Origin of the sequence: Mucilaginibacter sp. RCC_168 (assembly GCF_041355315.1) — a bacterium.
Lineage (GTDB): Bacteria > Bacteroidota > Bacteroidia > Sphingobacteriales > Sphingobacteriaceae > Mucilaginibacter.
The window spans coordinates 66,468-93,458 of record NZ_JBFUPN010000028.1 but is presented as its reverse complement, the minus strand read 5'-3'; the positions used below and the strand labels follow the sequence as shown (position 1 = coordinate 93,458).

17 protein-coding genes are annotated in these 26,991 nt (G+C 45.1%); all 17 read left to right on the top strand.

Annotation, left to right across the window (positions count from 1 at the left end; genetic code table 11):
* Positions 1–16: 16 nt before the first annotated feature.
* The 17 genes from AB6735_RS23845 to AB6735_RS23765 all read left to right on the top strand — a co-directional run bounded on the left by AB6735_RS23845 (position 17) and on the right by AB6735_RS23765 (position 26,983).
* On the top strand, positions 17–1,363 hold the full coding sequence (locus tag AB6735_RS23845; protein WP_370998634.1) for a sugar porter family MFS transporter: 1,347 nt from the start codon (positions 17–19) through the stop codon (positions 1,361–1,363).
* 17 nt (positions 1,364–1,380) lie between these two features.
* Complete coding sequence (locus AB6735_RS23840) at positions 1,381–4,725, top strand: DUF5107 domain-containing protein (protein WP_370998633.1); 3,345 nt, start codon at positions 1,381–1,383, stop codon at positions 4,723–4,725.
* Positions 4,722–5,765 carry an aldose epimerase family protein gene (locus tag AB6735_RS23835; RefSeq protein ID WP_370998632.1) on the top strand — a complete coding sequence of 348 codons (1,044 nt, stop codon included), beginning with the start codon at positions 4,722–4,724 and terminating at the stop codon, positions 5,763–5,765. The genes AB6735_RS23840 and AB6735_RS23835 overlap by 4 nt, the downstream gene beginning before the upstream one ends.
* Before the next feature lie 524 nt (positions 5,766–6,289).
* Positions 6,290–9,556: a SusC/RagA family TonB-linked outer membrane protein gene (locus AB6735_RS23830; RefSeq protein ID WP_370998630.1), complete on the top strand. Its 3,267-nt coding sequence runs from the start codon at positions 6,290–6,292 to the stop codon at positions 9,554–9,556.
* A 28-nt stretch (positions 9,557–9,584) separates the two neighbouring features.
* Positions 9,585–11,492, top strand: coding sequence for a RagB/SusD family nutrient uptake outer membrane protein (locus tag AB6735_RS23825; protein WP_370998628.1), 1,908 nt, complete (start codon positions 9,585–9,587; stop codon positions 11,490–11,492).
* Between the two features lie 50 nt (positions 11,493–11,542).
* A complete protein-coding gene (locus AB6735_RS23820) occupies positions 11,543–12,787 on the top strand; it encodes a DUF4959 domain-containing protein (RefSeq protein ID WP_370998626.1) in 1,245 nt (414 codons plus the stop codon).
* Positions 12,788–12,810: 23 nt separating this feature from the next.
* Entirely contained in the window at positions 12,811–14,025 is a 1,215-nt protein-coding gene (locus AB6735_RS23815) for a DUF4998 domain-containing protein (protein WP_370998624.1), read from the top strand.
* 320 nt (positions 14,026–14,345) lie between these two features.
* Positions 14,346–15,206: a helix-turn-helix domain-containing protein gene (locus AB6735_RS23810; RefSeq protein WP_370998622.1), complete on the top strand. Its 861-nt coding sequence runs from the start codon at positions 14,346–14,348 to the stop codon at positions 15,204–15,206.
* 64 nt (positions 15,207–15,270) lie between these two features.
* The gene (locus tag AB6735_RS23805; protein WP_370998621.1) at positions 15,271–15,810 is read left to right on the top strand and encodes a carboxymuconolactone decarboxylase family protein; all 540 of its coding nucleotides are present in this window, start codon (positions 15,271–15,273) and stop codon (positions 15,808–15,810) included.
* Positions 15,811–15,816: 6 nt separating this feature from the next.
* Positions 15,817–16,227: a nuclear transport factor 2 family protein gene (locus tag AB6735_RS23800; protein WP_370998619.1), complete on the top strand. Its 411-nt coding sequence runs from the start codon at positions 15,817–15,819 to the stop codon at positions 16,225–16,227.
* 26 nt (positions 16,228–16,253) lie between these two features.
* Positions 16,254–16,940, top strand: coding sequence for a ribose 5-phosphate isomerase A (gene rpiA, locus AB6735_RS23795; protein ID WP_370998618.1), 687 nt, complete (start codon positions 16,254–16,256; stop codon positions 16,938–16,940).
* Between the two features lie 14 nt (positions 16,941–16,954).
* The gene (locus tag AB6735_RS23790) at positions 16,955–17,518 is read left to right on the top strand and encodes a Crp/Fnr family transcriptional regulator (protein WP_370998617.1); all 564 of its coding nucleotides are present in this window, start codon (positions 16,955–16,957) and stop codon (positions 17,516–17,518) included.
* A 100-nt stretch (positions 17,519–17,618) separates the two neighbouring features.
* A complete protein-coding gene (locus AB6735_RS23785) occupies positions 17,619–18,089 on the top strand; it encodes a RidA family protein (protein ID WP_370998616.1) in 471 nt (156 codons plus the stop codon).
* Positions 18,090–18,142: 53 nt separating this feature from the next.
* Positions 18,143–19,342 carry a glycoside hydrolase family 105 protein gene (locus AB6735_RS23780; protein ID WP_370998614.1) on the top strand — a complete coding sequence of 400 codons (1,200 nt, stop codon included), beginning with the start codon at positions 18,143–18,145 and terminating at the stop codon, positions 19,340–19,342.
* 815 nt (positions 19,343–20,157) lie between these two features.
* Positions 20,158–21,348: a DNA polymerase IV gene (dinB, locus tag AB6735_RS23775; RefSeq protein WP_370998613.1), complete on the top strand. Its 1,191-nt coding sequence runs from the start codon at positions 20,158–20,160 to the stop codon at positions 21,346–21,348.
* Positions 21,338–24,283, top strand: a complete 2,946-nt coding sequence (locus tag AB6735_RS23770; protein WP_370998612.1) for a DNA polymerase III subunit alpha — start codon at positions 21,338–21,340, stop codon at positions 24,281–24,283. The genes dinB and AB6735_RS23770 overlap by 11 nt, the downstream gene beginning before the upstream one ends.
* An 864-nt stretch (positions 24,284–25,147) precedes the next feature.
* The gene (locus AB6735_RS23765) at positions 25,148–26,983 is read left to right on the top strand and encodes a family 16 glycoside hydrolase (RefSeq protein WP_370998610.1); all 1,836 of its coding nucleotides are present in this window, start codon (positions 25,148–25,150) and stop codon (positions 26,981–26,983) included.
* Positions 26,984–26,991: the final 8 nt, after the last annotated feature.

The window sequence follows — 26,991 nt, the reverse complement described above, 5'->3', positions numbered from 1 at the left end:
ATACATATCCTAAAAAATGAGTAGTTCAAGAACATTTAACAGCCGGTATATTATCGGGATCTCCTTTATTTCGGCCCTGGGCGGATATCTTTTTGGGTTCGATTTTGCGGTGATCTCGGGCGCTTTACCATTTCTGCGTACCCAGTTCGCGCTCGATCCGGTGTGGGAAGGATTTTTGACCGGCTCCTTAGCTTTAGGATGTATTATAGGCTGCCTGATTGCCGGTAATCTGGCCGATAAGTATGGCCGCAAACCCGGACTGATGGTAGCGGCCCTCATTTTCGCGATATCATCCATTGGTATCGCCTTTGCGCAAACCCTTACCTATTTTATCATACTGCGTTTTGCCGCGGGTATTGGCGTGGGCATGGCTTCTATGCTGTGCCCCATGTATATAGCCGAAGTTTCGCCGGCTGAGGTACGCGGCCGTAATGTGGCTATAAACCAGCTTACGGTAGTTATTGGCATATTGGTAACCAACATGGTCAATTATTTTTTAGCCGATGCCGGTCATGATGCCTGGCGCTGGATGTTTGGTTTAGGCGCTGTACCTTCAGCGGTGTTCCTGATCGGTGTTACCTGGCTGCCGGAAAGCCCGAGATGGTTGATGAAATCGGGCCAGGTGGCCAAAGCGCAGCAGGTGCTGAACAAAATAGGTTCAACAGATTTTGCCGACACCACGATGAAAGCCATTGAAAAATCATTGGCAGGAAGTACAGCCAAACAATCGTACAAAATGGTATTTGAAAAAGCCGTGCGCCCGGCGGTTGTGGTGGGTATCACGTTGGCCGTTTTTCAGCAGTTTTGCGGTATCAATGTGGTGTTTAACTATACCTCCACCATATTTGAATCGGTAGGGGCCAACTTGAACCGTCAGCTTTTAGAAACAGTTTCTATTGGCGTAGTGAACCTCGTATTTACCTTACTGGCCATGTGGCAGGTGGATAAGTTGGGCCGTCGGCCGCTGATGCTGGTGGGTTCGCTGGGTTTGTCCATCATGTATATTGTGCTGGCTATTGCCTTACAAAACCACTTCCCGGCGGGGTTGGTATCCATATTTGTGCTGCTGGCTATCAGTACTTATGCCATTTCGCTGGCCCCGGTTACCTGGGTGCTTATTTCAGAGATCTTTCCTAATAAGATCAGGGGTGTGGCCTCGTCGGTTGCTATAGTTTCGTTATGGGGCGCTTACTTTATATTAGTTTTTACGTTCCCTATCCTGGCCAAAAAGTTAGGTACCTACGGACCGTTTTACCTGTATGCGGGTATCTGTTTCCTGGGTTTCCTGTTTGTAAAGGCACGTGTTAAAGAAACTAAGTGCCAAACCCTCGAAGAACTGGAAGAAAATTTAATCAGACATTAATCCATTAAGAAGAATATATGATGCATCATTCTAATGTATCCGTTTGGGAAGAAAAAGTTGTGATCCCTACGTATGGTGTGGGCAAGCCCGATAAAAACCCTATGTTTTTTGAAAAACGTGTTTACCAGGGCAGCAGTGGCGTAGTATATCCCAACCCGGTGATCGAAAAAATTGCCGACGAGAAAGAAAACAAGGAATATACCGGTTTATTCCTTGAGAACAAATACCTCAAAATAATGATCCTGCCAGAGCTGGGTGGCCGTATCCAGATGGCGTTTGACAAGATCAAACAGCGTCATTTTATCTATTATAACCAGGTGATCAAACCGGCGCTGGTAGGCTTAACAGGTCCCTGGATCTCGGGTGGTATCGAGTTTAACTGGCCGCAGCATCATCGTCCAAGTACTTTTGATCCCATTGATTACACTTTGGAAGAGCATGCCGATGGCAGCAAAACCGTTTGGGTCAACGAAGTAGAGCGCATGTTTCATACCAAGGGCATGGCCGGTTTTACGCTTCGCCCGGATACAGCTTATATCGAGATCAAAGCTAAACTGTTTAACCGTTCCTCCTTGCCGCAAACCTTTTCGTGGTGGGCAAACCCGGCGGTAAAAGTGAATGATTATTACCAGTCGGTTTTTCCGCCTGACGTGAACGCGGTATTTGATCATGGCAAGCGCGATGTGTCTGATTTTCCTATCGCTACAGGTACCTATTACAAGGTTGATTATTCGCCGGGTACCGATATTTCGATGTATAAAAATATCCCCGTACCAACCTCGTACATGGCCATCAATTCCGACTATGATTTTGTTGGTGGTTATGAGCATGACTCGCAGGGTGGTTTGCTGCATGTGGCTAATCATCATGTATCGCCGGGTAAAAAACAGTGGACCTGGGGCCATAGCGATTTTGGCCAGGCCTGGGACAGAAACCTTACTGATGAGGACGGGCCTTATATAGAACTGATGACCGGCGTATTCACCGATAATCAGCCCGATTTTAGCTGGCTGATGCCTTACGAAGAAAAAACTTTTACGCAGTATTTTTTACCCTACCGTGAATTAGGCATGGTAAAAAATGCCACTAAAGATATCCTGCTGGCGTTAAGCAAAGAAGGCGGTAAAGTAACTACCAAGATACAGGTAACTTCGGCACAAAGCGGTTTGAATATTATCCTGAGTTATAAAGGAGAAATATTATTTGCGCAGACGACAGATATCAATCCTGAACAGGTTTTTGTGCAAGAAGTGGCAGTAAATGCCGATATAAATGAGACCGAGTTATTGCTGATCATCACCAACAGCAGCAAGCAGGAAGTACTGCGTTACGAACCGGCAAAAAACAAAAAGAACGAGATGCCTTTGCCGGCAAAACCCGCACTGACCCCGGCCGATGTGGAAAGCGTGGAGCAGTTATTTTTAACAGCTCAGCACCTGGAACAATATCGCCATGCTACGTATAGCCCTATCCCGTATTATGAGGAAGCGCTGCGTCGTGAACCAACAGATGTCCGCAATAATAATGCGCTGGGTAAATGGTATATCCGCAAAGGGCAGTTTGCCAAGGCCGAGCCCTATTTGCGCCAGGCGGTAGAAACCAGCATCCAACGTAACCCTAATCCTTATGATAGTGAGCCTTATTACAACCTCGGTCTTTGCCTGAAATATTTAGGCAGAGCCGATGAGGCTTACACCGTGTTCTATAAAGCCACCTGGAGCAATGCCTGGAAAGATACCGGCTTTTTCTGCGTAGCGATGATAGATCTGGCTCGTGGTCATTACCAATTGGCGTTAGATCACATTAATCAATCCTTAGACAGAAATGCCGCCAACAGTAAATCATACGTGATCAAAGCGACAGCCTATCGTAAGTTGAATCAGTTAGATAAAGCGCTGGCTACAATTGACACCGCTTTGGAACGTGATGGTTTTAACCTGGGCGCGTTGTTTGAAAAGATATTGGCTTACAGGATAAGTAATGATGCGGATAAGACAGAGGAAAGCCTGAACCAATTACTAACACTTTCTCGTCGTGACGACCAGAATTTTATAGAGTATGCCCTGGATTATGCCGCTGCCGGTTTGTATGACGAAGCATCGCAATTGCTGCAATTGGTGGTAAAACCTGCAGAATCAAACCCGATAGTTTATTATACCCTGGGTTGGCTGAGCCATCAAAGTGGCCGTAAAGCCGAGGCTGCGGAATGGCTGGCTAAAGCTGCGAAAGCCGATTCGTACCTGTGTTTCCCAAACCGTTTGGACGAGATCACTATCCTGAAACTGGCCATTGAGCTTAACCCGGCTGATGCCAAAGCGCCTTACTACCTGGGTAATTTGTTTTATGATAAACGCCAGTATGACGATGCGGTGAGTCACTGGGAACGCTCAGCCAAACTGGACGATCAATTCCCGACAGTTTTTCGTAACCTGGCTATCGCTTATTTCAACAAACAAAACAACGAGCAAAAAGCGCTGGAATATTTTGAGAAAGCTTTTGTTTTAGACAAAACAGATGCACGTGTACTTATGGAGCTCGATCAGTTATATAAGAGATTGAACAGATCGCCGGAGGAACGTTTGAAATTCCTGGAAGATAACCTGGCTGTGGCCGATCAGCGCGATGATGTTTACCTGGAAAGGGTAACGCTCTATAATCTTTTAGGTGATCATGAAACTGCTTTGAACCTGCTTAATGTACGCCAATTCCATCCATGGGAGGGGGGCGAAGGCAAGGCATCAGGCCAGTATATATTCAGCCTGATTGAGCTGGCTAAAAAATATATGGAAGAGGGTTTGTACGAGAAAGCTATTACCTACCTCACAAATGCTAAAACCTACCCCCATAACCTGGGCGAAGGTAAATTGTACGGAACCCAGGAAAACGATATCGATTACTGGTTAGGTTGTGCCTATGAAGCCGCTGGCCAGCCCGTGCAGGCAAAAAAATACTTTGAACAGGCTACCATTGGTTTAGACGAGCCATCGGCCGCCGTGTTTTATAACGACCAGCAGCCCGATAAGATCTTTTACCAGGGATTGGCCTGGAGAAAACTGGGTAATAACGAACGGGCCAACAGCATATTTAAAAAGTTGGTTAATTACGGGGCGCAGCACGCCGATGATGAGGTGAAGATCGATTACTTCGCGGTGTCATTACCAAACCTGCTCATATTTGATGACGACCTGAACCTGCGTAACCGCATCCACACCAGCTTTTTACAGGGCTTGGGCGCATTGGGCTTGAACGATCTGGATGTCGCGCAAAAAATGTTAAATGACGTGCTGGAACTCGACGCTGCTCATGCCGGAAGCAAGATCCATCTGAATATGGCAATACATGCTTTAAATATCCAGGAGTGAACAGTACCGCCAGAATAACCTGTCGGGAATGGGGGGATCATGCCGGCGAGCCCGTGTGTCTCTTTAAAATGGAGAATACTCATGGTGCTTATGTAGAATTAACCAATTACGGGGCTACCCTGGTTTCGGTGGTAGTACCCGATAGGCATGGTGTTTATAGTAACGTGGTTTTGGGATTTCCGTCATTGCACGCCTACCTGGATGATGACTGTTATATTGGTTCAACCATCGGCCGTTATGCCAACAGGATAGGTGGTGCCAGTTTTCAGCTGGATGGCATAACCTGGTACCTGGAAAATAATGACGGTGAAAATACCAATCATGGGGGTAGTAAGGGTTTTAATACCCGGGTTTTTAAATATGCGGTTACCGCCGAAGGGCTATATTTTACAATACAGAGCGCTGATGGAGAAGGTGGGTATCCGGGTAATCTGGAACTTACCGTGCATTATGTGTGGACGGATCTGAATGAGTTGATCATCAGTTATTACGCGTCGACAGATAAAAAAACGGTTGCAAATTTTACCAACCATGCGTACTTTAACTTGTCAAATGATGGGGCTAAAATATTCGACCATACATTAACCATCCATGCTGGTAATGTGCTGCAAAACGATGCGGATTACATACCTACGGGCATTGTTGAGCCTGTTGGTAGCAGAAGACTTTCAGGTACATCCATCAAAAATAAAATGATGGTGAATGAAACCCATATTACGGGTTTAAATGACTGTTATATATTGGATGAGCAACCCGGTACCTATCATAAACTGGCCGCCGAACTAATCGAAAAAAGGTCGGGCCGTAAGCTGGAGATATTTACCACTTACCCTGCCCTGATGGTTTATACCGGAGATTATTTACAAAGTGAATATTTAGGGCATCACCAAAATCCATACAGCCCCTTTGATGGTATATGCCTGGAATGCCAGCATTATCCGGATAGCCCCAATCATTCCAACTTCCCAACAACAGTTTTAAACCCCGGCGATACTTATCATGAAAGTATCATTTACAAGTTTGGTATTATAACGCTTTAAGGGCCTCCCCGCAATTTTTTATAGCTGGTTTATAGTAAGGAATAAATAATGGACAAAACCACACTTGAGTTATAAATTCATAAAATTGTCCATCTTTTTTGAAAGTTTATCCATTTTTAAATGCGATGCTTCCACTTACATTTACAATACCAATTGTAAACTAAACCAAATATGTATGTAAAAAAATCGACTACCACATTAGCGGGAAAGCGAGCGCCGGTTTATCCTTAATCCAGGTGATCTGTTAATTCTATATGCTTAATTATTAGGTGATTATTGTTAAAAGTCTTGAGCTAAAAAAAGACTTAACAGGATTTTTATGGCCTGTTCGGTTCATATTTTAACCGATAATGATCTACCTAAAGCTTCGGATTTTATCAGGTTACAAACCTGGCTTTTGAACTGGAAAATTCCGGTTAAATAATAAACACGCTTCGCGAATATCCCCGTGCTATCCGGTGAATAATACAAATCTGATTGGATTAAATCCTGATTAATTAAAATAATTTTTATGACCCAATTTTATGAAGCAATCTTACATTTTTAGTAAAGCACTTTTTAAAAAGTATGAGAAGCCCGGACGGTTTTTGATAAGATGCTGCTTACTGTTTTTAACATTAACCTTATTTTATAGTACGGCCCATGCGCAAACCAAAATTACGGTTACCGGTACTGTATCTGATACGGCGCATGTTAAATTGCCCGGTGTAACTATCTCTGTGGTGGGCAATTCCCGCTTAGGTACTGTAACAGATGGCAACGGAAGGTTTATTCTGGATGTTGAAGACGGTTCGGTATTGCGGATCTCCTTTGTAGGCTTCAAGGCACAAACCTTTACCGTATCGGCACAAAACAAGATCTTTAATGTAGCCCTTAAAGAGGATAAGCTGCTTGCCGATGAGGTAGTAGTTACCGCTTTTGGTAAAAAGGAGCGCAAGGAGGCCCTTGTTGGCTCGGTTACCAGTATTAAACCCAGCGAACTGAAAATTCCGGCGAGTAACCTCACCGCGGCGCTTGCCGGGCAGGCAGCGGGTATAATTGCCTATCAGCGCAGCGGACAGCCGGGGCAGGATAATGCCTCGTTCTTTGTGCGTGGGGTAACCACCTTTGGTTATAAACAAGATCCGCTGATCCTGATCGATAACGTAGAATTAACCACAACCGATCTGGCCCGTTTACAGGTTGATGATATAGCCAGCTTTGTGATATTGAAAGATGCAAGCGCCACCGCGCTTTATGGTGCAAGGGGAGCCAATGGCGTCATCCTGGTAAGCACAAAAGAAGGTAAAGAAGGTCCCGCCAAGATCAACTTCCGCTCGGAGTATTCCTTATCGCAATCAACAAGGACGCTTGATCTGGTTGACCCCATTGAGTACATGAACCTGTATAATGAGGCCACCCTTACCCGCGACCCTACATTGCCATTACCCTTTACACAAACCAGAATTAACAATACCCAAAACACCCTTAACGGTGGCCCGGGCAGTAACTCTTATGTGTATCCAGCTGTGGATTGGTTAAAGATGTTGTTTAAAAAGAACGCTACCACTATGCGTAACAACATGAGCGTTAGTGGTGGTTCGGGTTTGGCGAAGTATTATATCACTGGTACTTACAACGTGGATAACGGGGTGCTGAATACCGATATCCGTAATAATAATGATAACAATGTAAAGTTCAGGAATTACCAGTTGCGGTCAAACGTAAACATCAACCTTACCAAAACAACCGAGATCATTGTAAGGTTATGGGGTAACTTTAACGAGTACAATGGGCCCATCACTTCTGATGGTTCCTTTGCATCCGACCTGTACAACGTAGCTATACATACCAGCCCGGTATTGTTCCCGGCCTATTATCAGCCCGATGCTGCTAATGCCAACGCACAGCATATTTTATTTGGTAACGTAGGCGGGGTTGATGGCACCAGCAGTAACAGTATTTTATACAACAATCCATATGCTGCCCTGTTACGCGGGCACAAAAATTCGTCGGAATCAAGGATGCAGGCGCAACTGGAACTAAACCAGAACCTGGGTTTTGTAACCGACGGCTTAAAATCCAGGAGTATATTCAGTACCAACAGGCACTCTTATTTTGATTCGCAGCTGGCTTATAACCCATTTTATTATAATATAGGTTCTTATGATAAGAAAACCAATAATTATACTCTAAACTGGCTCAACCCGCAGCCTACGGGTAATAACGTAGCGCAGGAATACCTCTCATACTCGCGCAGTACGCCCAATGCCGATACCTTCTTCTATCTGCAAACCTCGCTTGATTATAATAAGCAATTAGGTAGCCACAACATTAACGCCACCCTGATCGGTACTGCTCAGCAAACTGTTTATTCAAATGCTGTCGATCCCAAAACCAACCAGATATCCTTACAATACTCGTTACCCTACCGTAACCTGGGTTTAGCTGGTCGTGCTACCTATGGTTACAAAAGCAAGTATTTTGCCGAGTTTAACTTTGGGTATAATGGTTCTGAGCGATTCTCAGCCAATCATCGTTATGGCTTTTTCCCAACTATCGGCGCTTCTTGGGTAATATCCAACGAGTCGTTCTGGAACCCATCATTTATTGATCGGTTAAAGATCCGCGGAAGTTACGGTTTGGTGGGTAATGATGCTATTGGCTCACAGCGTTTCTATTACCTGTCTGATGTGCATTTTAATGAAGGTTACAACTATGCTCAGTTTGGTTTCAACAACTCCTATGAGCGTAAAGGCTTAACCATTGTAAGCTATGACAATAATAACATCACCTGGGAAACCTCAAGGCAAACCAACGTTGCAGTGGAGATGACCGTGTTAAAAAACCTGAACATTATTGCCGAGTTTTATAAAAATCACCGCTATAATATTCTGCGGGATAGGTTGGTGCCGGCTACCGAAGGTTTTGAAACTTCTATCGCAACCAACTTAGGTCAGGTTGATTCAAAAGGCATCGATTTATCTGCCGATTATAAGCAAAGCTTTAGCAATGGCTTGTGGGCATCGTTCAGAGGTAACTTTACTTATTCAACCAATAAATATACTTACATAGAAGAGCCTAACTATGCTGAGCCGTGGCGCCACTTTATTGGCCAGCCAATCAGCCGCGGTTATGGTTATGTGGCCGAAAGGCTATTTGTTGACGATCAGGAAGCCCGCAACTCGCCAACGCAGAATTTTTCTTCCGCACCACCAAAAGGGGGCGACATCAAATACCGTGATTTGAACGGTGATGGTAAAATTGATAATCTGGATCTTACCTTCCTGGGTTATCCGCAAACACCCGAAATTGTTTACGGATTTGGCTTCTCAACAGGTTTTAAAGGATTTGACCTTTCTGCATTTTTCCAGGGGCAGGCCAGGGTTTCTTTCTTTGTTGATCCAAACAGGGTAAGCCCTTTTATCCCGAGTCCTGACCAGTACATTTATGGTAATACGCAGGTTCTGAAAGCATTTGCCAATGATCACTGGTCTGAAGAGAACCAGAATTTGTACGCTTTGTACCCAAGATTAGGCACCAACCAAACAGTAATAGCCAACAACCTGCAACCCAGCACCTGGTGGTTACGCGATGCCAGTTTCCTGCGATTGAAATCATTAGAGATCGGCTATACCCTGCCAACGCGTATAGCAAAGGCCATGAAACTGACCAATTGTCGCATTTATTTTAACGGATTGAACCTGTTTACCTGGAGTCCCTTCAAACTATGGGATCCGGAGCAGGGAGGCAACGGGTTTGCTTACCCCATCCAAAAGGTGTTTAACGTAGGTCTGAATGTGAATTTATAATTACAAACCGATTTAAAAAGAGAACGATATGAGATCATATTATAAATTATTACTGGCAATAACGCTTTGTACAACAGGGGTATCCTGTAAAAAATACCTGGATGTTACCCCCAGTAACGTAGGTACGTTGGAGTATGCCTTCAGAAACCGTAATGAAGCCGAAAATTATCTGTTTGCCTGTTATTCAACCATGCAGCAAACCTCAAACGTAATTTATAACGCGGGTTTTACCACTTCTGCCGAAATTGTGTACCCTAACAATTTAACGACCAACTTTTTTGACCAACGGGGCTTCGACCTCATCCGGGGAACGCAAAACACCGGTAGCCCCTCACTAAATTACTGGGGAAACAGCAATGGCGGCGCTCCGCTTTTTCAGGCTATCAGGCGGTGTAACATCATGCTCGAAAATATTGATAAACCCATAGATCTTGGGGCCGATGAAAAAAAGCGTTGGATAGCTGAAGTGAAATTCTTGAAAGCCTATTATCATTATTACCTCATCAGGATGTACGGTCCAATTGTGCTGATCAAAGATAGTTACCCTATTGATGCACCTCCTGATACTTTAAAACGTAAAAGAGCATCGGTTGATGAATCATTTGCTTATGTGGTATCCTTGCTGGATCAGGCCATACCCGATCTGCCGCCAAATATTCAAAATCAGGCGCAGGAATTTGGACGTATCACCAAGTTTATAGCCATGAGTGTAAAAGCCGAGGTTTTAACCACAGCTGCAAGTCCGCTGTTTAATGGCAATCCGGATTACCAGGGATTTAAGGATAAGGCGGGTAAAAGCTTGTTTTCTACTTCGTATGATGCTTCCAAATGGCAAAAAGCCGCCGATGCCTGCAAGGCTGCCATTACCGAATGTGAAGCACAGGGCATTAAATTGTACACTTTACCACCAACTGGTAATATCAACGTATCTGACGAACTGAAAAAGATATTAACGCTGCAGCTCATCATCACCGATAAGTGGGAGCAAAACCCGGAGCTGATATGGGCGCTTAATTATACCTTTGGTTACCAGGGTTATGTTATTCCCAAATTAACCAGTGCGGCAGTAGGTATGGCCAATACATACCCTTCAAACTGGGCTGTGCCATTGGCCGAGTCGGAGTTGTTTTATACCAACAATGGCGTACCGTTGATTGAGGATAAGAATTTTGACTATACCAATCGTTTTATACCCCAGGTTGGTGATGATGCTAACAAAGATTATATAGAACAGGGATATGAAACCGCCCGTGAGCATTTTAACCGCGAAAGAAGATTTTATGCCTCGATTGGTTTTGATGGCGGCATTTGGTTTGGTAACGGGGTAACAGACCAGAGCAAAGCTTATTATGTGCAGGCCCGCGGTATTTTTGGTTTGGCCGGCCCAAAAAGCTTTAACTCAACCAATATAACCGGTATATGGCCAAAAAAACTAGGTAACTATCAAACTGTAATGGATCAATCTTTTACCACGGTTGATTTTCACTTGCCGCTTATTCGCTTATCAGGTTTGTACCTTTTATATGCCGAAGCCTTAAATGAGGTACAGGGCCCAACAGCCGAAGTGTATTCCTACATCGATCAGGTGCGTGCACGTGCCGGACTAAAAGGCGTAGTGGAGTCATGGAACAGTTTTTCGAAGAATCCATCCAAGCCGGGTTCAAAAGATGGTCTGCGCCAGATCATACACCAGGAGCGGCGGATCGAACTGGCATTTGAAGGCCAGATTGGATGGGATCTGCGCCGTTGGAAAGAATTACAGGATGTATTAAGTCGCCCTGTACAAGGCTGGAATATTAATCAGGCTGCATCGGCAAATTATTATCGCCCAACCAACGTGATCACGCCGCTTTTTGGTTTGCGGGATTATTTATGGCCTATCAGCTCAACAGACCTGGTGGTTAACGAAAATCTTACCCAAAATCCATACTGGTAGTAGTTGAGACTAAGGCATTATTGATAAATAATTAATATAAAATATAAATTATGAAAAAGATTAATAACGGCAGATCCAGAGTATCGATGCTTTATATATCGGCACTACTCGTCGTGTTTTTGATTTCCTGTAAAAAAGGTCAGTCAAATATCGAGATCGTATCCAACGACAAAACCAAGCCGGGTGTAGTTACCAATATAAAGGTCGAGAACCTGAATGGTTCGGCACGTATAACCTACACACTGCCCGATTCAAAGAACCTGTTATACGTTCTGGCGACGTATAACATCAATGATAAGGTGGTAAGGCAAACCAAAGCCAGCTATTATACCGATACGGTAATGGTTGATGGTTTTGCCAAAGCTAAAGAGTATACGGTGACACTGAACGCGGTAAGCCGTGCCAACATCATGTCAGACGCGGTAACGGTAAAGGTTAATCCTAAAATACCAAATTACCTGCTTATTAATGATAACCTGGCCATTACACCTGATTTTGGCGGGGCCAACTTTTATGGTTTCAACCCCAATAAAACTCCGGTGGCCATACATATTTTATCTTATAATGACGCTACCAAAGGCTATGATGAGCAGGATCCGCAGTACCTGAGTAATGATACCGTAAATATATCGGTTCGGGGCTTCTCGGTAAAGAATACCAAATTCGCCGTTTTTACTACGGATAGGTTTGGGAATGTTTCTGATACAGTGACCAAAGAATTAACACCCCTGTTTGAAACACAACTGGACAAAAGCAAGTTCTTTACGTTTCACCTCACCACAGATAGCCCGATAGGTTATGGCTGGGAGCTTAAATATCTTTTTGATAACAATCTTGGCGATCCAGGATGGCACACCACCAGCGCTCCTTTAAAAATATGCAGTTTTGGTATAGGCCCGCTGGCCAAAATAAGCCGTGTAGTATTGTATAACAGGTTGCCTGATATATGGGGGTATCAAAATAGTCGCCAGTTTACCATTTGGGGCTCAACAAAAGATAATCCGGGCGATTACCCATCGTGGCCTGCTACTGTTACCGTGGTAGGTACCGTATTGGGCGATTGGGTTAATCTGGGCAACTTTGTGGTGCCGCTGCCGCCATCGGGCGCACCGCCAAACCAGGCTACCGATGCCGATAAAGCTACAGCGGGCGCAAACGGCTTTAGCTTCAATATGCCAAATGTAAGCCAGATGCCAGCGGTAAAATACATACGTTTCCAGTGTACGCAAACCTGGGCCGGCCTTGATTATGTGAATGCCAAAGAGCTTACCCTGTTTGGTGCACCTGTACAGTAAACCGTTAATTAAAACTTAAAGAAATGAAAATAGCATTCAACGTTACTGTTTTCTTGCTCATGTGTTTGGCAATTGCAGGTTGCAAAAAATATGATACGGATTATAAGTCGTTTTTAGATAATCATGAGGTAACCTATCCCGGATTAGCCGCCGGATTGAATTATCATTCCGGTAACCTGCGTGCCGTGCTGGTTTGGCACCCAAGTCCCGATCCAAGTATCAGCAGATACGTGATCAAGTGGAATAACGGTCTTGACTCCCTGTTGCTTAGCGCCGCCAGCCATGATCCGGGCGATTCCGTTGTGGTAAGTATCCCCAACCTGCAGGAGTATGTATACAGCTTTCATATTATTGCGTATGATAAGGATAATCATCCATCCATCGGTCAGGATATCAATAATGTAAGGGTATATGGACCGGCTTATCAGTCAACCCTGTTAAACAGGGCTTATAATACCGCTAATCCCTACGTTACACATAACGATGGTTCCGTTACCCTCAATTTTAACAAGGCCGATACCGGGAATGTGGCTACCACTATAAGGTATACCAATAAGTTAGGAACCACTACAGAGCGTTCTTTTGTGGCCGATAGCAACTCGATAACTCTGACCGATTATAAGTATGGCACAGATGTAACATACCGATCGTCATATAAACCGGTAAAAGATGCTGTAGATACATTTAATGCCTTGAGCTATGATAAATTCCCAACGATTATCGGGACAATCGAAATGGATAAGAGCCTGTTTAAAGCAGTGTATTTACCAACCGATGTTGGCTCGGCCTATGGTTGGGAGCTTCCATTTTTATGGGATAAAAGTACCAATGAGCCGGGCTTCCATACCCCGGGTACCGACTTCCCCATCTGGTTCACCATCGATCTGGGGCAATCGGCCAGCCTGACACAATTAAGGCTTTGGCAACGGATGTCGGCCCTGTATGATGTGGGTAATGCTAAACGCTTTGAAATATGGGGAACCAATACCACGCCTGATCCATCGGGCAGCTTTAACGGCTGGACCCAGCTTGCCAGCTTCACTTCCTATAAACCTTCGGGCTTACCTCGCGGGCAAAATTCAGACGAAGATAAAGCATTTGCCGCCGCCGGCGAACCGTTCAACTTCCCGGCAAATGGCCCAACGGTAAGGTATATCAGGTTTAAGACCTTGGAAACATGGGGCGGAACCAATTATTTTCACGCCATTGAAATATCAGTTACTAAGCAATTGAAATAATCAGAGAGGTATCAAAAAGGGAGTAGTTGTTATCAACTGCTCCCTTTTTGATTGGAGGTCACGTCTAAGGCCCAGTCTGGGTGCAGAACCGACTCACTCAGTCTATTTCCGCAAGCTGGCAGGTGGACCACCTCTGCGGCTTCGCCGCAAAGAGGGTGGCGGAAAATCCCCTCTATGCGCGAAGCGGAGAGAGGGGTGACGAGCGCAGCGATGTCGGGGTGAGTCGATATGACGGCTGATTCGACGCACTTTTTGTTTTTTTATTAAGTATACGCATCAAAAGAGCCACTCAATAGCTACTTTTGGCTTATTATAAATTAATGCAAGAAGTATTTTCAAGAGCTGGCGAGTATCTGATCGGGTTAAAAAACGCCGATACGGATCTGTTGAGTTCACCGGCCCAGTTCTCTGAATATACCATATTGTTTATCCCCGAAGGGGAAGGCGTTTATCATGCTGACTTTGGTACATTCAATTACTCGGGCCCTATTTTGTTATTCTCCACGCCCTTGCAGGTTATTTACCTGGAGCATAACAAACCCGCCAGGTTAACCATGCTGCAATTTCACTCCGATTTTTATTGTATTGAATATCACCGGGAAGAAGTGGCCTGCAATGGCCTGTTGTTTAACAATATTTATATACAACCCTGTGTTAAGTTAACCCATACCGATGCGCGGGTTTTTGAGCAGCTATTAACCGATGTTGACCAGGAGTTCGGGCAGGATTCGCCTTCGGAGATTGTACTGCGGGCATATCTGCAATTGTTCCTGGCTAAATCAAGTTCCATCAAAATAAAACTGATAAAAAACCATCAGGATCGTAAAGAAAAAGATGAGCAGATGGAACAGTTCAGCAAATTGTTGGATCAGCATTATCTTACCCTGCACAAACCCAACGATTATGCGCAGCTATTAGCCATAACGCCCAATAATTTCAGTAAGCGCTGTATGCGGTATTTTAAAAAAACACCTTCGCAACTGATCCAGGAGCGCCTGATACTGGAGGCTAAAAAACGACTGCACTTAACCCGGCAAAGCATCAAGGAAATAGCCTACGCACTTCAGTTTCAGGATGAATTTTATTTTAGCCGTGTTTTTAAAAAAGTAACCAAGGTATCGCCCCAAACCTTTCGCGATAAAACCGGGATCTCCATTGTGGCAGATTTGTCCAAGCAATAGCCACATTCGTCCATGTTGGGGCGTTGAAAACGGATGTAGCTTTGATTAAACAAAAATTAATATCATGAAAACAATACAAGTTCCTTCCCGGGATCAGGTAAGTGTCGGATCGCAGGTTATATTTGATCAGTATCAAAAACGTATGGGTAAAGTTCCCAATCTGTATGCCACTATGGGTTATTCCGAAAATGCCTTAAAAGGCTTTGTGGATTTTGAAGGCGCTTTGAATCATGGTGTGTTCCGTCCCAAAGAAAGGGAGGCCATTGCCCTGGTGGTGTCAGAAATAAATGGTTGTGCCTACTGTTTGGCAGGGCATACTTTAGCCGCCATAAAAAATGGCTTTACCAAAGAAGAAACCCTCGACCTAAGAAGGGGCAAGATCAACGACGATAAGCTGGATGCCATATTACAATTGGCCAAATCTATCACCGTAAATAAAGGCCATGCCGATCAGAAAGCCCTGGACGATTTTTATGCCGCCGGTTTTAATGAAGCCGCCTTAATAGATTTGATAGGTCTGGTTACCGTGCGGGTATTTACCAATTATGTTTTTGCTGCAACAGAAATTCCGGTTGATTTTCCTTTAGCAGAACCATTAAACTAAGCAGCAATGAAAAATAGCGATCTGCCATCTGATGATGACAAACTACAGCTGGCCAACACTTTTATTACTTCACTAAAAAATAATGATTGGGAAACCATGCACTCCATATTAGCCGCTGATGCCAGTTGGACGTTGCCTGGCACAAGCTTACTATCCGGTCCGGCAAATGGGGCCGGGGCCATTATCAAGCGGGCACAGGGCCTTAAACATTTCGGGGTTAATTTCGATCGGAAACATATCCTGATCGGTCTTAATGGTTTCACCTTGTCTTTACATAACACCGCAAGCCGCGGCGATCTGATCCTGGACGAGCAGGTAGCCATTGTTTTTGAAGTGAGTGATGGCAAGATAGCAGGCATGGCTACTTATCTTTCGGACGTGGCCGGCATCAATGCTTTTTTTATTGCAGGGATATAAAGTATCTTGCCGTAAAATTAAAGCACATGGCTGATCATAAACTGGAGGCTGCCAAAGCCGCTTTTAAATTTATAAAAACAGGGCAAACCGTTGGTTTGGGTGCCGGCACAACGGTTTTGCACCTCGCCGGGATGATAGCACAGGATACGGAGTTGGCCCGCTCGGTTGTTTTGGTGTCATCATCATTCAAAACCAATAGCTACCTGCAGGAGCAGGGCTTAAACGTAAAGTCGGCATCCGCAGTAAAACACCTGGATCTCTATTTTGATGGCTGCGATCAGTTCGATCAACAGCTGAATGCCCTCAAAAGCGGCGGCGGGATCCATACCACCGAAAAGATCCTCGCTTCGATGGCTGCTGAGTTTGTTTTAATGGGGGATGATACCAAGTTTGTACCGCGATTGAATACCACTTATCCATTGGTGATCGAGATTTTGCCACAGGCTTTACAGGTCGTATTGGCTAAACTCCGGTCGGCCTATCCCGATGCCGATATTAAATTACGCATGGGCGATCAGAAAGACGGGGCTGTTATTTCTGATAATGGTAACCTGCTGGCTAACATTCGCTTTAATGCACTGCCGCAATGGCAACAGCTCAACATCCGGGTAAAAATGATCCCCGGTATAGTGGAGCATTCCTTGTTTTATGGCATGGCTACCAAAGCGATTATTGCCGGTGAAGGCGGGATACAGATTATTACGCCTCAATAATAAATTGCTTATACATGCAGGAGATACTAAGGAAACATATAGAAAAAATAGTGCCGCTTACCGATGAGGAGTTTGCGTTTGTATGGAGCCATTTTACTGCCAAAAAGTATAAGAAACATCAATTCCTGATACAGGAAGGCGAAGCGGTAAAGCATCATTACTTTGTGCTCTCCGGACTTTTAAAACTGGTTTATACTGATGATGATGGAAAGGAACATATTGTTTCTTTTGCTATGGAAGACTGGTGGGAAAGTGATTTTTATGCATTTTACACCCAAACCAAAGCAACCCTTTCTTTGGAATGCCTGGAAGACACCGAAGTGCTTTGCCTTTCGCTCGATAATTACAAAAAGCTATGCGATGGTCTCCAAAAAATGGTGCGTTTTTTTCTGGAGAAGGCCAATTTTGGTTTTATCGGATCACAGCGCCGCATTATATCCTGGCTCACCTTAAGCTCCAAGGAGCGTTATGAACAGCTGCTTAAACAATATCCCTCTCTCATTCAGCGGGTGCCCAAAAGTCTGCTGGCTGCTTATCTGGGAGTTTCGCGTGAAACCCTGAGCCGGTTATCTTCTTAGTTTTTAGTGTGACATTTCTCACATCATAATCGTGAGGTTTGTCAACCCTCCATTCCGGGTGTTATGCGCAGTTTTGCCTTATGGATTTTTAACAGAGATCATGAAAAAAACAGCAAAGCTTTTAGCATTACTATTAATAACTACGGTGCCTGTTTGGGCACAAACTAAAAACACCAATAAGATGGAAAAAAGGATTATTAATCCCTGGCAATGGCAGGATAAGCGCAGCTATGTACAGGCTGTTGAAGTAAAACACGTGGAAAGTACCCTTTATATTTCGGGACAGACAGCCATTAGCGACGATGGCGTATCCAGTAACGACGATATGAAAACCCAATTAGTTAAAGCCCTGCAGAACCTGGAAAAGGTGATTAGCGAGGCCGGATACAAACCCGAAGGTATCGTCAGGCTAAATATCTACACAACCTCTACCGAGGAGCTTTGGCCCAATTTTCAAATTTTTCAGGATTGGGTGGCTAAACATGGCATCAAACAATCGCTCACGCTGTTAGAAGTGAAAAGCCTTTTTGAAACACTAAAAGTTGAATTGGAAGCTACGGTGGTGAAGTGATCAATTTTGGGCAAAATATTTATCTTTAAAGCCTAACCTAAAAACTCATAAAAATGATCTTCCCGCTAAAATCCAAACGTGCCTGCTCGTTACTGTTGGTACTGTTATTCCTGATACAGGGTGTAAAAACCTATGCCACAGGGCCGGTTGTTAAACAGGATTCGCTGCTGCAGAAAGCATATATACTCAATATTATGCGCCGGGTGGCCGATTGGCAGATCAACGATTGGAATACCAACGGTTTTAAACACGCCAAGGTCGATTGGACAAACGCTGCCTGTTATACCGGAATTTATGCGCTGGGATCTATGAAACGCAATGAGAAATACCTAACGGGATCTATTAAAGACAACGAGAAATACTTAACCACGCTGGTGAATATTGGCAATGATCTGGGCTGGAATACCGGGCGCGACCGTTTTATGGCCGATGATTATTGTATAGGCCAAACCTATTCTTTATTGTATGCAAAATACAAGGACAAAAAAATGATAGCGCCTTTTACTTTGCTGGCCGATAGTATTGTGAATAAACCGCATGACGAATCGCTGGAGTGGAAAAACCGTATAGCCTCCAGGGAATGGGCCTGGTGCGACGCGCTGTTTATGGGGCCAACAGCTTTAAGCTATTTGAGCACAGCTACCGGCAACCCGCAATATTTAAATACAGCAACAAAACTTTGGTGGAAAACAACCGATTATCTGTATGATCCTGCCGAACACCTGTATTTTAGGGATGGCAGTTACCTGGATAAAAAAGAAAAGAACGGTAAGAAGATCTTTTGGGCGAGGGGTAACGGATGGGTACTGGCCGGCCTGGTAAGGGTAATGGAAAACATGCCTGCCAATTATCCGGACAAAGTTAAATTCGAAAAACTTTACCACGATATGGCTGCTAAGATAGCCTCGCTGCAACAACCCGATGGCAGCTGGCATGCCTCTCTGCTCGATCCGGAAAGCTACCCGGTTAAAGAAACAAGTGGTACCGGCTTTTATTGTTATGCCCTGCTCTGGGGGCTTAACCATGGTTTGCTGGATAACAAAACCTACTGGCCTGTAGTGAAAAAGGCCTGGGCGGCGCTGGCAACGTCGGTTCATGCCGATGGGATGCTGGGCTATGTACAGCGTATAGGCGCCAGCCCGGATGCCGTTACCGAAAACAGTACCGAGGTGTATGGCGTAGGCGCTTTTCTGCTTACCGGGGCCCAGTTATATCAATACCTGAATGCACATCCCGCAGCTGCAAAAAATTAAGTATTTAACAATATCGAATAGTGAATTTCGAATTTCCAACACCGGATTCTTCCATTCATTATTTGATATTGGATGTTCAGTGTTCGATATAAATAGAAGCAGAGCGTTTGGCTTTCCGCTTTCTGCATTAGGCTTTCAGCTTTCGCATGCGTAAAACTACGTATCAGATACAGTAAATCCCGAAGGTTATTTCAGTAGTAACCCTGCCTATATTTGATAGCGATCAAAATATCTTTGACCATACAAAAAGCCAAAGAATATTTATGAAAAAACAATGCTACTTAAATCTATTACGCTACAGCTCATTAATGTTAACCGTTATGAATAAGTTTATGAACCTGCAATAGCAGGAGCAAGATAATAAGTTATAAATTAGGGATAATAACTTAGGAGCAGCCGCTTACAGCAATGTAACGGCTGTTGTTTGTTTATAGCGGGTTTTTAGCTCCCCTCTTGAGAGGGGGAGCGACGGATGGTGTAATGGCGGGGTGTGTTTAAACGCGGCATAACACACTCCGCTGTCCGAAGTCTCTGACTTCGGATTGGCTATGTTTGTAGTCTCTGACTACAGGAGAACGAGTAACAATACTTAGCTTGGTTTAATGTATCGGTAGTTGAAAACTACCGGCATAATTGTCCGAAGTCGGAGACTTCGGACAGCGTGGGGCTTTTAAATGCACCGGTCCAGGGTACGATTTTGATGTTCGTCTTTTTATTCCCCTCAATAACAATAATTTAACAAAAAAATGGCATAGGTGTTGCATGATAATTGCTAAAAATATTAGTAATTTAGCATTGTATTTACAGCAATCAACATGACAACCCTGGCCGACCGTCGTTTTATATCACATCTGGATCTGGATACTTTTTTTGTGAGCGTGGCCCGGCTGGATAACAGTAAGCTGATAGGCAGGCCCGTTATTGTTGGCGGTTTGAGCGACAGGGGCATTGTAGCTTCCTGCAGTTATGAAACCCGGGCCTTTGGCGTACATACCGCTATGCCCATGAAAATAGCCCGGCGTCTTTGCCCGGCTGCCGAAATTGTGAACGGCGATTTTGATCGTTATAGCCAGCTTTCTCGCGATGTTACCGAGATCATCCGCGAGCAGGTGCCTTTGTATGAGAAAACCGGTATTGATGAGTTTTATGCCGACCTTACCGGGATGGACCGCTACTTTGGCTGCAGCCTCTTCATGAGCGAGTTGAAACAGCGCATCGCCAAACAGACAGGTTTGCCTATATCCTATGCACTGGCTTCCAATAAACTGATCTCCAAAGTAGCCACTAATGAAAACAAGCCCAACGGTCACAAGGAAGTGCCTTTTGGTACCGAGCGGGCATATCTGGCCCCACTGGTGGTGCAAAAACTGCCGGGCGTGGGTGAAAAAACATCGTCGCTGCTGAGGCAAATGGGGGTAACTACCATTAAAATTTTAAGCGAGATACCACAACCCATGATGCAGAGCCGTTTCGGTAAGCAAGGTGTCGAAATGCATCGCCGATCGCATGGTATCGATGAAAGTCCGGTAATACCGTATTCCGAACAAAAAAGCATCGGCACCGAAGAAATTTTTGAGAATGATACCATCGATATCCAGTTTTTACACCGCGAACTGGTACGCATGACCGAGAAGGTAAGCTTTCAGCTCCGGCAGCAAAAAAAGCTCTGTGGCTGCGTCACCATTAAGCTGCGGTATTCTGATTTTAATACCGAGACCAAACAGGCCGTGATCAGCTATACCTCGTCTGATGATGTGCTGCTGCAAACCGCTAAAGAGCTTTTTAAAAAAGTGTATGACCGCCGGCAGCTGGTGCGCTTGCTGGGTGTGCGGTTAAGCCACCTGGTGCAGGGGCAATACCAGATCAACCTGTTTAATGATACGGTAGAAAACATCCGGCTTTACCAGGCGATGGATCATATCCGCAAGCGTTTTGGCGAGGATGCCGTACATCGCTCTATAGCCCAGCAGCTCAATGCCATAGAAAAGGAGCGTTATGTACGTTAATTGCAAAACATGGTTCAGCTACCGGTATGGTACGTATGAAACCAAAGCATTGATAGCGCAGGCAAAGGCAATGGGCATTGGCTCGCTGGCCCTCACCAATATTAACGGCAACCCCGATGCCTGGGACTTTGTACATTATTGCCGCGAAGCCGGCATTAAACCAATTTTAGGCTGCGAAATTCATAACGATAAACGCTTTTGTTACCTGCTGATAGCCCGTAACGATCAGGGATTGATGCAGATTAACCGTTTTGTGTCCCGCTATAAAATGGCCGATCAACTCTTTCCAGCACGGCCTGTTTTTGATGAGGATGTTTTTATTATTTATGCCCTGGGTACATTACAGCCCCGGGAGTTACAGGATAATGAATTGATAGGCGTACGGCCAAGCGAGGTAAACAAGCTGTTTAGCGTACCCGTAAAAGATCATCCCGAAAAATTCATCATCCGCCAGCCGGTAACTTTTCAGGATAAAAAAAATTTTAACCTGCACCGGCTTTTAAGGGCCATCGACGGGAATACACTGCTATCAAAATTATCGCCTGAGGATGTAGCATCGCCCGATGAAATGTTTATGACCGAAGAGGAACTAATGGAGAAATTCAGTCAGTACCCACCCATCATCAGCCGCACGCGGGAAGTAATAGATGCTTGCGGCACAGCAATGGTCATCGACCCAAAATCGGACAAAAACAAACAAACCTATACCGATTCGTTAGAGGAAGACCGCCTATTGCTGGAACATTTGGCTTTAACCGGGATGAAGGAACGCTATCCCGATGACCCGGTGATTGAAGCCAGGGTACAAAAAGAATTAAAAGTAGTTAACGACCTGAGGTTTAACTCTTACTTTTTGATTGTGTGGGATGTAGTGAACTTTGCCCGCGACAGAGGTTTTTACTATGTAGGCCGGGGCAGCGGCGCCAATTCCATCATCGCCTATAATTTAAAAATAACCGATGTCGACCCCATCAAACTGGACCTGTACTTTGAGCGTTTCCTCAATAAATTCCGCACTTCGCCGCCCGATTTTGATATGGATTTTAGCCATAAGGACCGGAACGAGATCATCCGGTATATTTTTAACAAGTATGGCGAAAATCATGTGGCCCTGCTGGGCATGCACGGTACTTTTCAGCGCAGGGCCGCCATCCGCGAATTGGGTAAGGTATTGGGACTACCCAAAGAAGAAATAGACATACTGGTTAAAAACAAGAATGCCACTTTTAAGGAAGACAGCATACAAAAGGTTATCCTGAAATATGCCAGGCTGATGCAGGATTTCCCAAACCACCTGAGCATACATGCCGGCGGGATGCTGATATCCGAAGAACCTATTCACCAGTATACCGCGCTGGAAATGCCCCCGAAAGGCTTTGCCACCTCGCAGGTAGATATGTTCGGGGCCGAGCGGGTGGGATTGATTAAGCTGGATATCCTGAGTCAGCGGGGATTGGGGCATATTAAGGATACCATACAACTGGTTAAACAAAACAAAGGGATCGACATAGATATTACCCGGGTTGATGATTTTATGAAAGATCCGCTGGTGGCCGACAGGATTCGCCGGGCCGATACCATTGGCTGCTTTTATATCGAAAGCCCCGCTATGCGCCAACTCCTCATGAAGCTGGAGTGCGATGATTACCTCACCCTGGTGGCGGCAAGTTCCATCATCAGGCCGGGCGTGGCGCAATCGGGTATGATGAAGGCCTATATTTATAATTATCACAATCAGGACAAGGTACAATATCTGCACCCCAAAATGGAGGAGCTGCTGAAGGAAACCTTTGGAATTATGGTGTATCAGGAGGATGTAATCAAGATAGCTCACCATTTTGGCGGCCTGGATATGGCCGAGGCGGATATCCTGCGCAGGGCCATGTCGGGCAAGTACCGGGGTAACGAGGAAATGATCAGGATCGAGGGCAAATTCTTCAGCAATTGTAAACAAAAAGGTTATCCGCCCCATATCAGCAGGGAGGTTTGGCGGCAGATAGCCAGTTTTAGCGGTTATTCGTTCAGTAAGGCTCATTCGGCCAGTTTCGCGGTGGAGAGCTACCAGAGTCTTTACCTTAAAACCTATTTCCCGATGGAGTTTATGGTAGGGGTGATCAATAATTTTGGCGGCTTTTACCGCACCCCCTTTTATTTTCACGAGCTAAAAAGGGCCGGCGCACGCCTGCATGCACCCTGCGTAAACCAAAGTGATACCTATACCAATATTAAAGGCACCGATGTATATGTGGGCCTGGTACATATTGAAAGACTCACCGCCGGCTTGCTGGAGGCTATTATTACCGAACGCCAGCGCAATGGCCCCTACCTTAGCATGGAAGATTTTATGGAACGTACCCAACCCGGTATGGAGCAGCTGAATATCCTGATCAGGATCGGAGCGCTGCGCTTTACCGGCATCAGCAAGCAGGAATTGCTGTGGCGGGCCAACTTTTTTCAGAAACAACAGGAAGATCAGCCTGTTACGGTGGCCCTGTTCCATGAGCCTGTGGCTGATTTTCAGCTGCCGGCACTGAGCAGTCGCCCGTTGCAGGATGCTTTTGATGAGATCGAGATCCTGGGTTTTGCCCTTACAGATACCTTCCCGATGGTTGATGATGACCAGCAGGGCCTCACTTATGTAAAAGACCTGTCCAACAAGCTGGGGCAAACGGTGAAGATACTCGGGCAACTGGTGGCCATCAAAGAATCGAACACCATTAAACGCGAGATCATGAACTTCGGCACCTTCCTTGACCCTCACGGCGACTGGCTCGACACCGTACACTGGCCCGAATCCCTAAAACGCTACACTTTCCAGGGAGATGGTTTTTACCGGATGACCGGCAAAGTAGTAGAAGAGTTTGGCGTATACGCCGTTGAAGTATGGGAAATGCACAAAATAGGCTTCAAACTGGAAATGCTGCAATGGATGTAAGGAGAGAGAGTCAAGAGATAAGAGTCAAGAATCAAGAGGTAAGAGTCAGGAATCCAGAAAAAGGTAGCCGTCATGGAGTCCTAAAATTCTTTCTGTGGGATTACCGTGTATACACAAGTTGCTATGCTCCGTTAGGAGCTATCTGTTTGTAGCAGATCAAATCAAAAAACAAGATTGCTCCGTAGGTGCAACCTTCTAATTAGCAGATAATCGCATTTGCTATTATGGGTAGCCTCTACGAGGCAAAGGGTATAAATTTTAAGTGCTACAAATAGATAGCTCCTAACGGAGCATATTATCCTGTCGGTTGTTTTCGAGATGTGTCCACACAGTAATCCCACGGGAGGGAATCGCACGACCCCAGGCTTCTCGCGCTGTTCGAAGTCAGAAAATCAAACAGCGAAGGATTTCTCCTTGCAGTCGCTCAGATCCAGCCGAGTGACGTTATTATCCGGCCTCCGGCCGCTGTAGAAATCGATCATTTTGCTCGCGCTGTTCGAAGCCTCTGACTTCGAACTATTATGCCTGTAGTCTGAAGACTACAGGAAAACATTGAATCTGTCAACAGCTGTAGTTTTAAACTACAGACATAGTCGTCCGAAGTCAGAGACTTCGAACAGCGAAGAATTTCTCTTTGCAGTCGCTCAGCTCTAGCCAAGTGGCGGATATACCTGGCCTCCGGCCGTTGTCAGTAAGAAAATATCTACCATTCAATATTCAGCATTTGAGCAATGTGAAATTAAATTCAGCTTATTTTTTAATTTTTCGCAATCGATTGTTAAAAATAATTACCTTGGCATCGCCAGTGTAAGTCGGGTATTATTATTATCCGATAACCAATAAATCATATTATATTAAAAATCGATGGATTGCTTTAATCAATTTCCTAAACTATTTGGGCGGAAAAAGTTTTGGATAGTGTGTTTTTGCCTGTTGGGTTGCCAGCAACTCAGGGCGCAAAACGCGGTATCTCTTCATGACCTTTCTTTTTTCGATAACCCTTCATCAAACTGGAAAATTGCAGCCGGTGCACAGGCTGACCTTATGCAGGATGAAATTTTAACCGTTAAAGATGGTACCGGAATTTTGGTAAACCTGCCCGGAAAAAAGGGTGCGAAAGACCTGTTTACCAAAACTGTTTATGGTGATGCCGATCTGGAGCTTGATTATATGATGGCCAAAGGATCAAATTCCGGCATCTATTTGCAGGGTCGGTATGAAATTCAGCTTTTGGATAGCTGGGGAACAGTAAACCCAAAATCGGGCGATAACGGTGGTATTTACGAGCGCTGGGATGACAGCAAACCAGATGGTCAGCAGGGTTATGATGGCCATGCGCCAAGGCAAAATGCCAGCCGTGCGCCAGGTTTGTGGCAGCATATAAAAATCTCGTTCCAGGCGCCACGCTTTGATGGTAAGGGGCAAAAGATCTCCAATGCCAAAGTACTTTATATTTGGCTGAATGGTGTTTTGATCCAGGACAATGTAGACCTTAGCGGTCCAACCAGGGGGGCGTTTGATAAGGGAGAGGCCGCAACCGGTCCGCTGCGTTTGCAGGGTGATCATGGCGCGGTAGCTTTCCGCAATATCAGCATAATTAGTTATGATAAGCCGCAGCCCACGCTTTCAAACCTGAAATATTGGGTTTACAAAGGTGGGGATATTGCCATGGATGGATATAAAAAGCTAAAGCCCGAGTCGGAAGGGACTTCGCCTGTGTTGTCATCCAATCAAAGTAAACTGAATAACGATTTTTTAATGCGCTATACCGGTAATATCCAGGTTAAGGAAACCGGCGAGTATGCTTTTAACCTAAGTGTGCCGGGTGGAAAAGGTCTATTTCGTATTAATGGTACCGACGTTGTGGCATTGACCGGGAACGGGGGCAAGGGCAAAATACAACTGCAGGCCGGCGATCATCCGTTTGAATTATTCTATTCAAAAACCGTTGATTGGGCAAAGCCAGCCCTGGGACTTACTGTAGCCGGTCCAGGAGTACGCGAGTACCTGCTAAGTGATGCCAACGTAAGTAACAATGACCCGGTTGATCCTATTTTGATCAATGCTGCTTCAAGTCCTATTGTTCGCAGTTTTTCTGATCTGCCTGGAGGTATCAGGGTTACCCATGGCGTAAATGTAGGCAGTACTGGATTGTTGAATTATACTTATGATCTGGATAAAGGGATGATAGTGGCGATATGGCGTGGCAGCTTTTTGGATGCTACACCGATGTGGCATGACAGGGGCGATGGCTCATCCCGTCCGGCTGGTTCTGTTCAATATTTGGGTAAGCCGGTACCGGCTATCGAAAAGCTCCATGATGCCAATACCGCCTGGGCTTTGGATACCGCAGGTACCGGTTATAAACCTAAAGGCTATGTATTAAATGCCGACGATGTGCCAGCCTTTAAATATATTATTTATGGTGTGCCGGTAAATGATGCCAGTACTTTGATGGATAAAGGGCAGGGTATCCACCGGGAAATAACGCTTGCCAATGCTGTGGATGGCCTGTTTTATCACCTGGCTTCGGGTAATATCGAAACGCTTGGAAACGGATTATACGCTATTGACGACCAATCGTACTATATCCGTATTGATGACGCTGGAGGCGCTAAAGCCCTTGTTCGTGATGCGGGAGGGAAGCAAGAGCTTATCATTCCTATTCAAAAAAAATTAACCTATTCTATCATTCTTTAAGCTGCCTT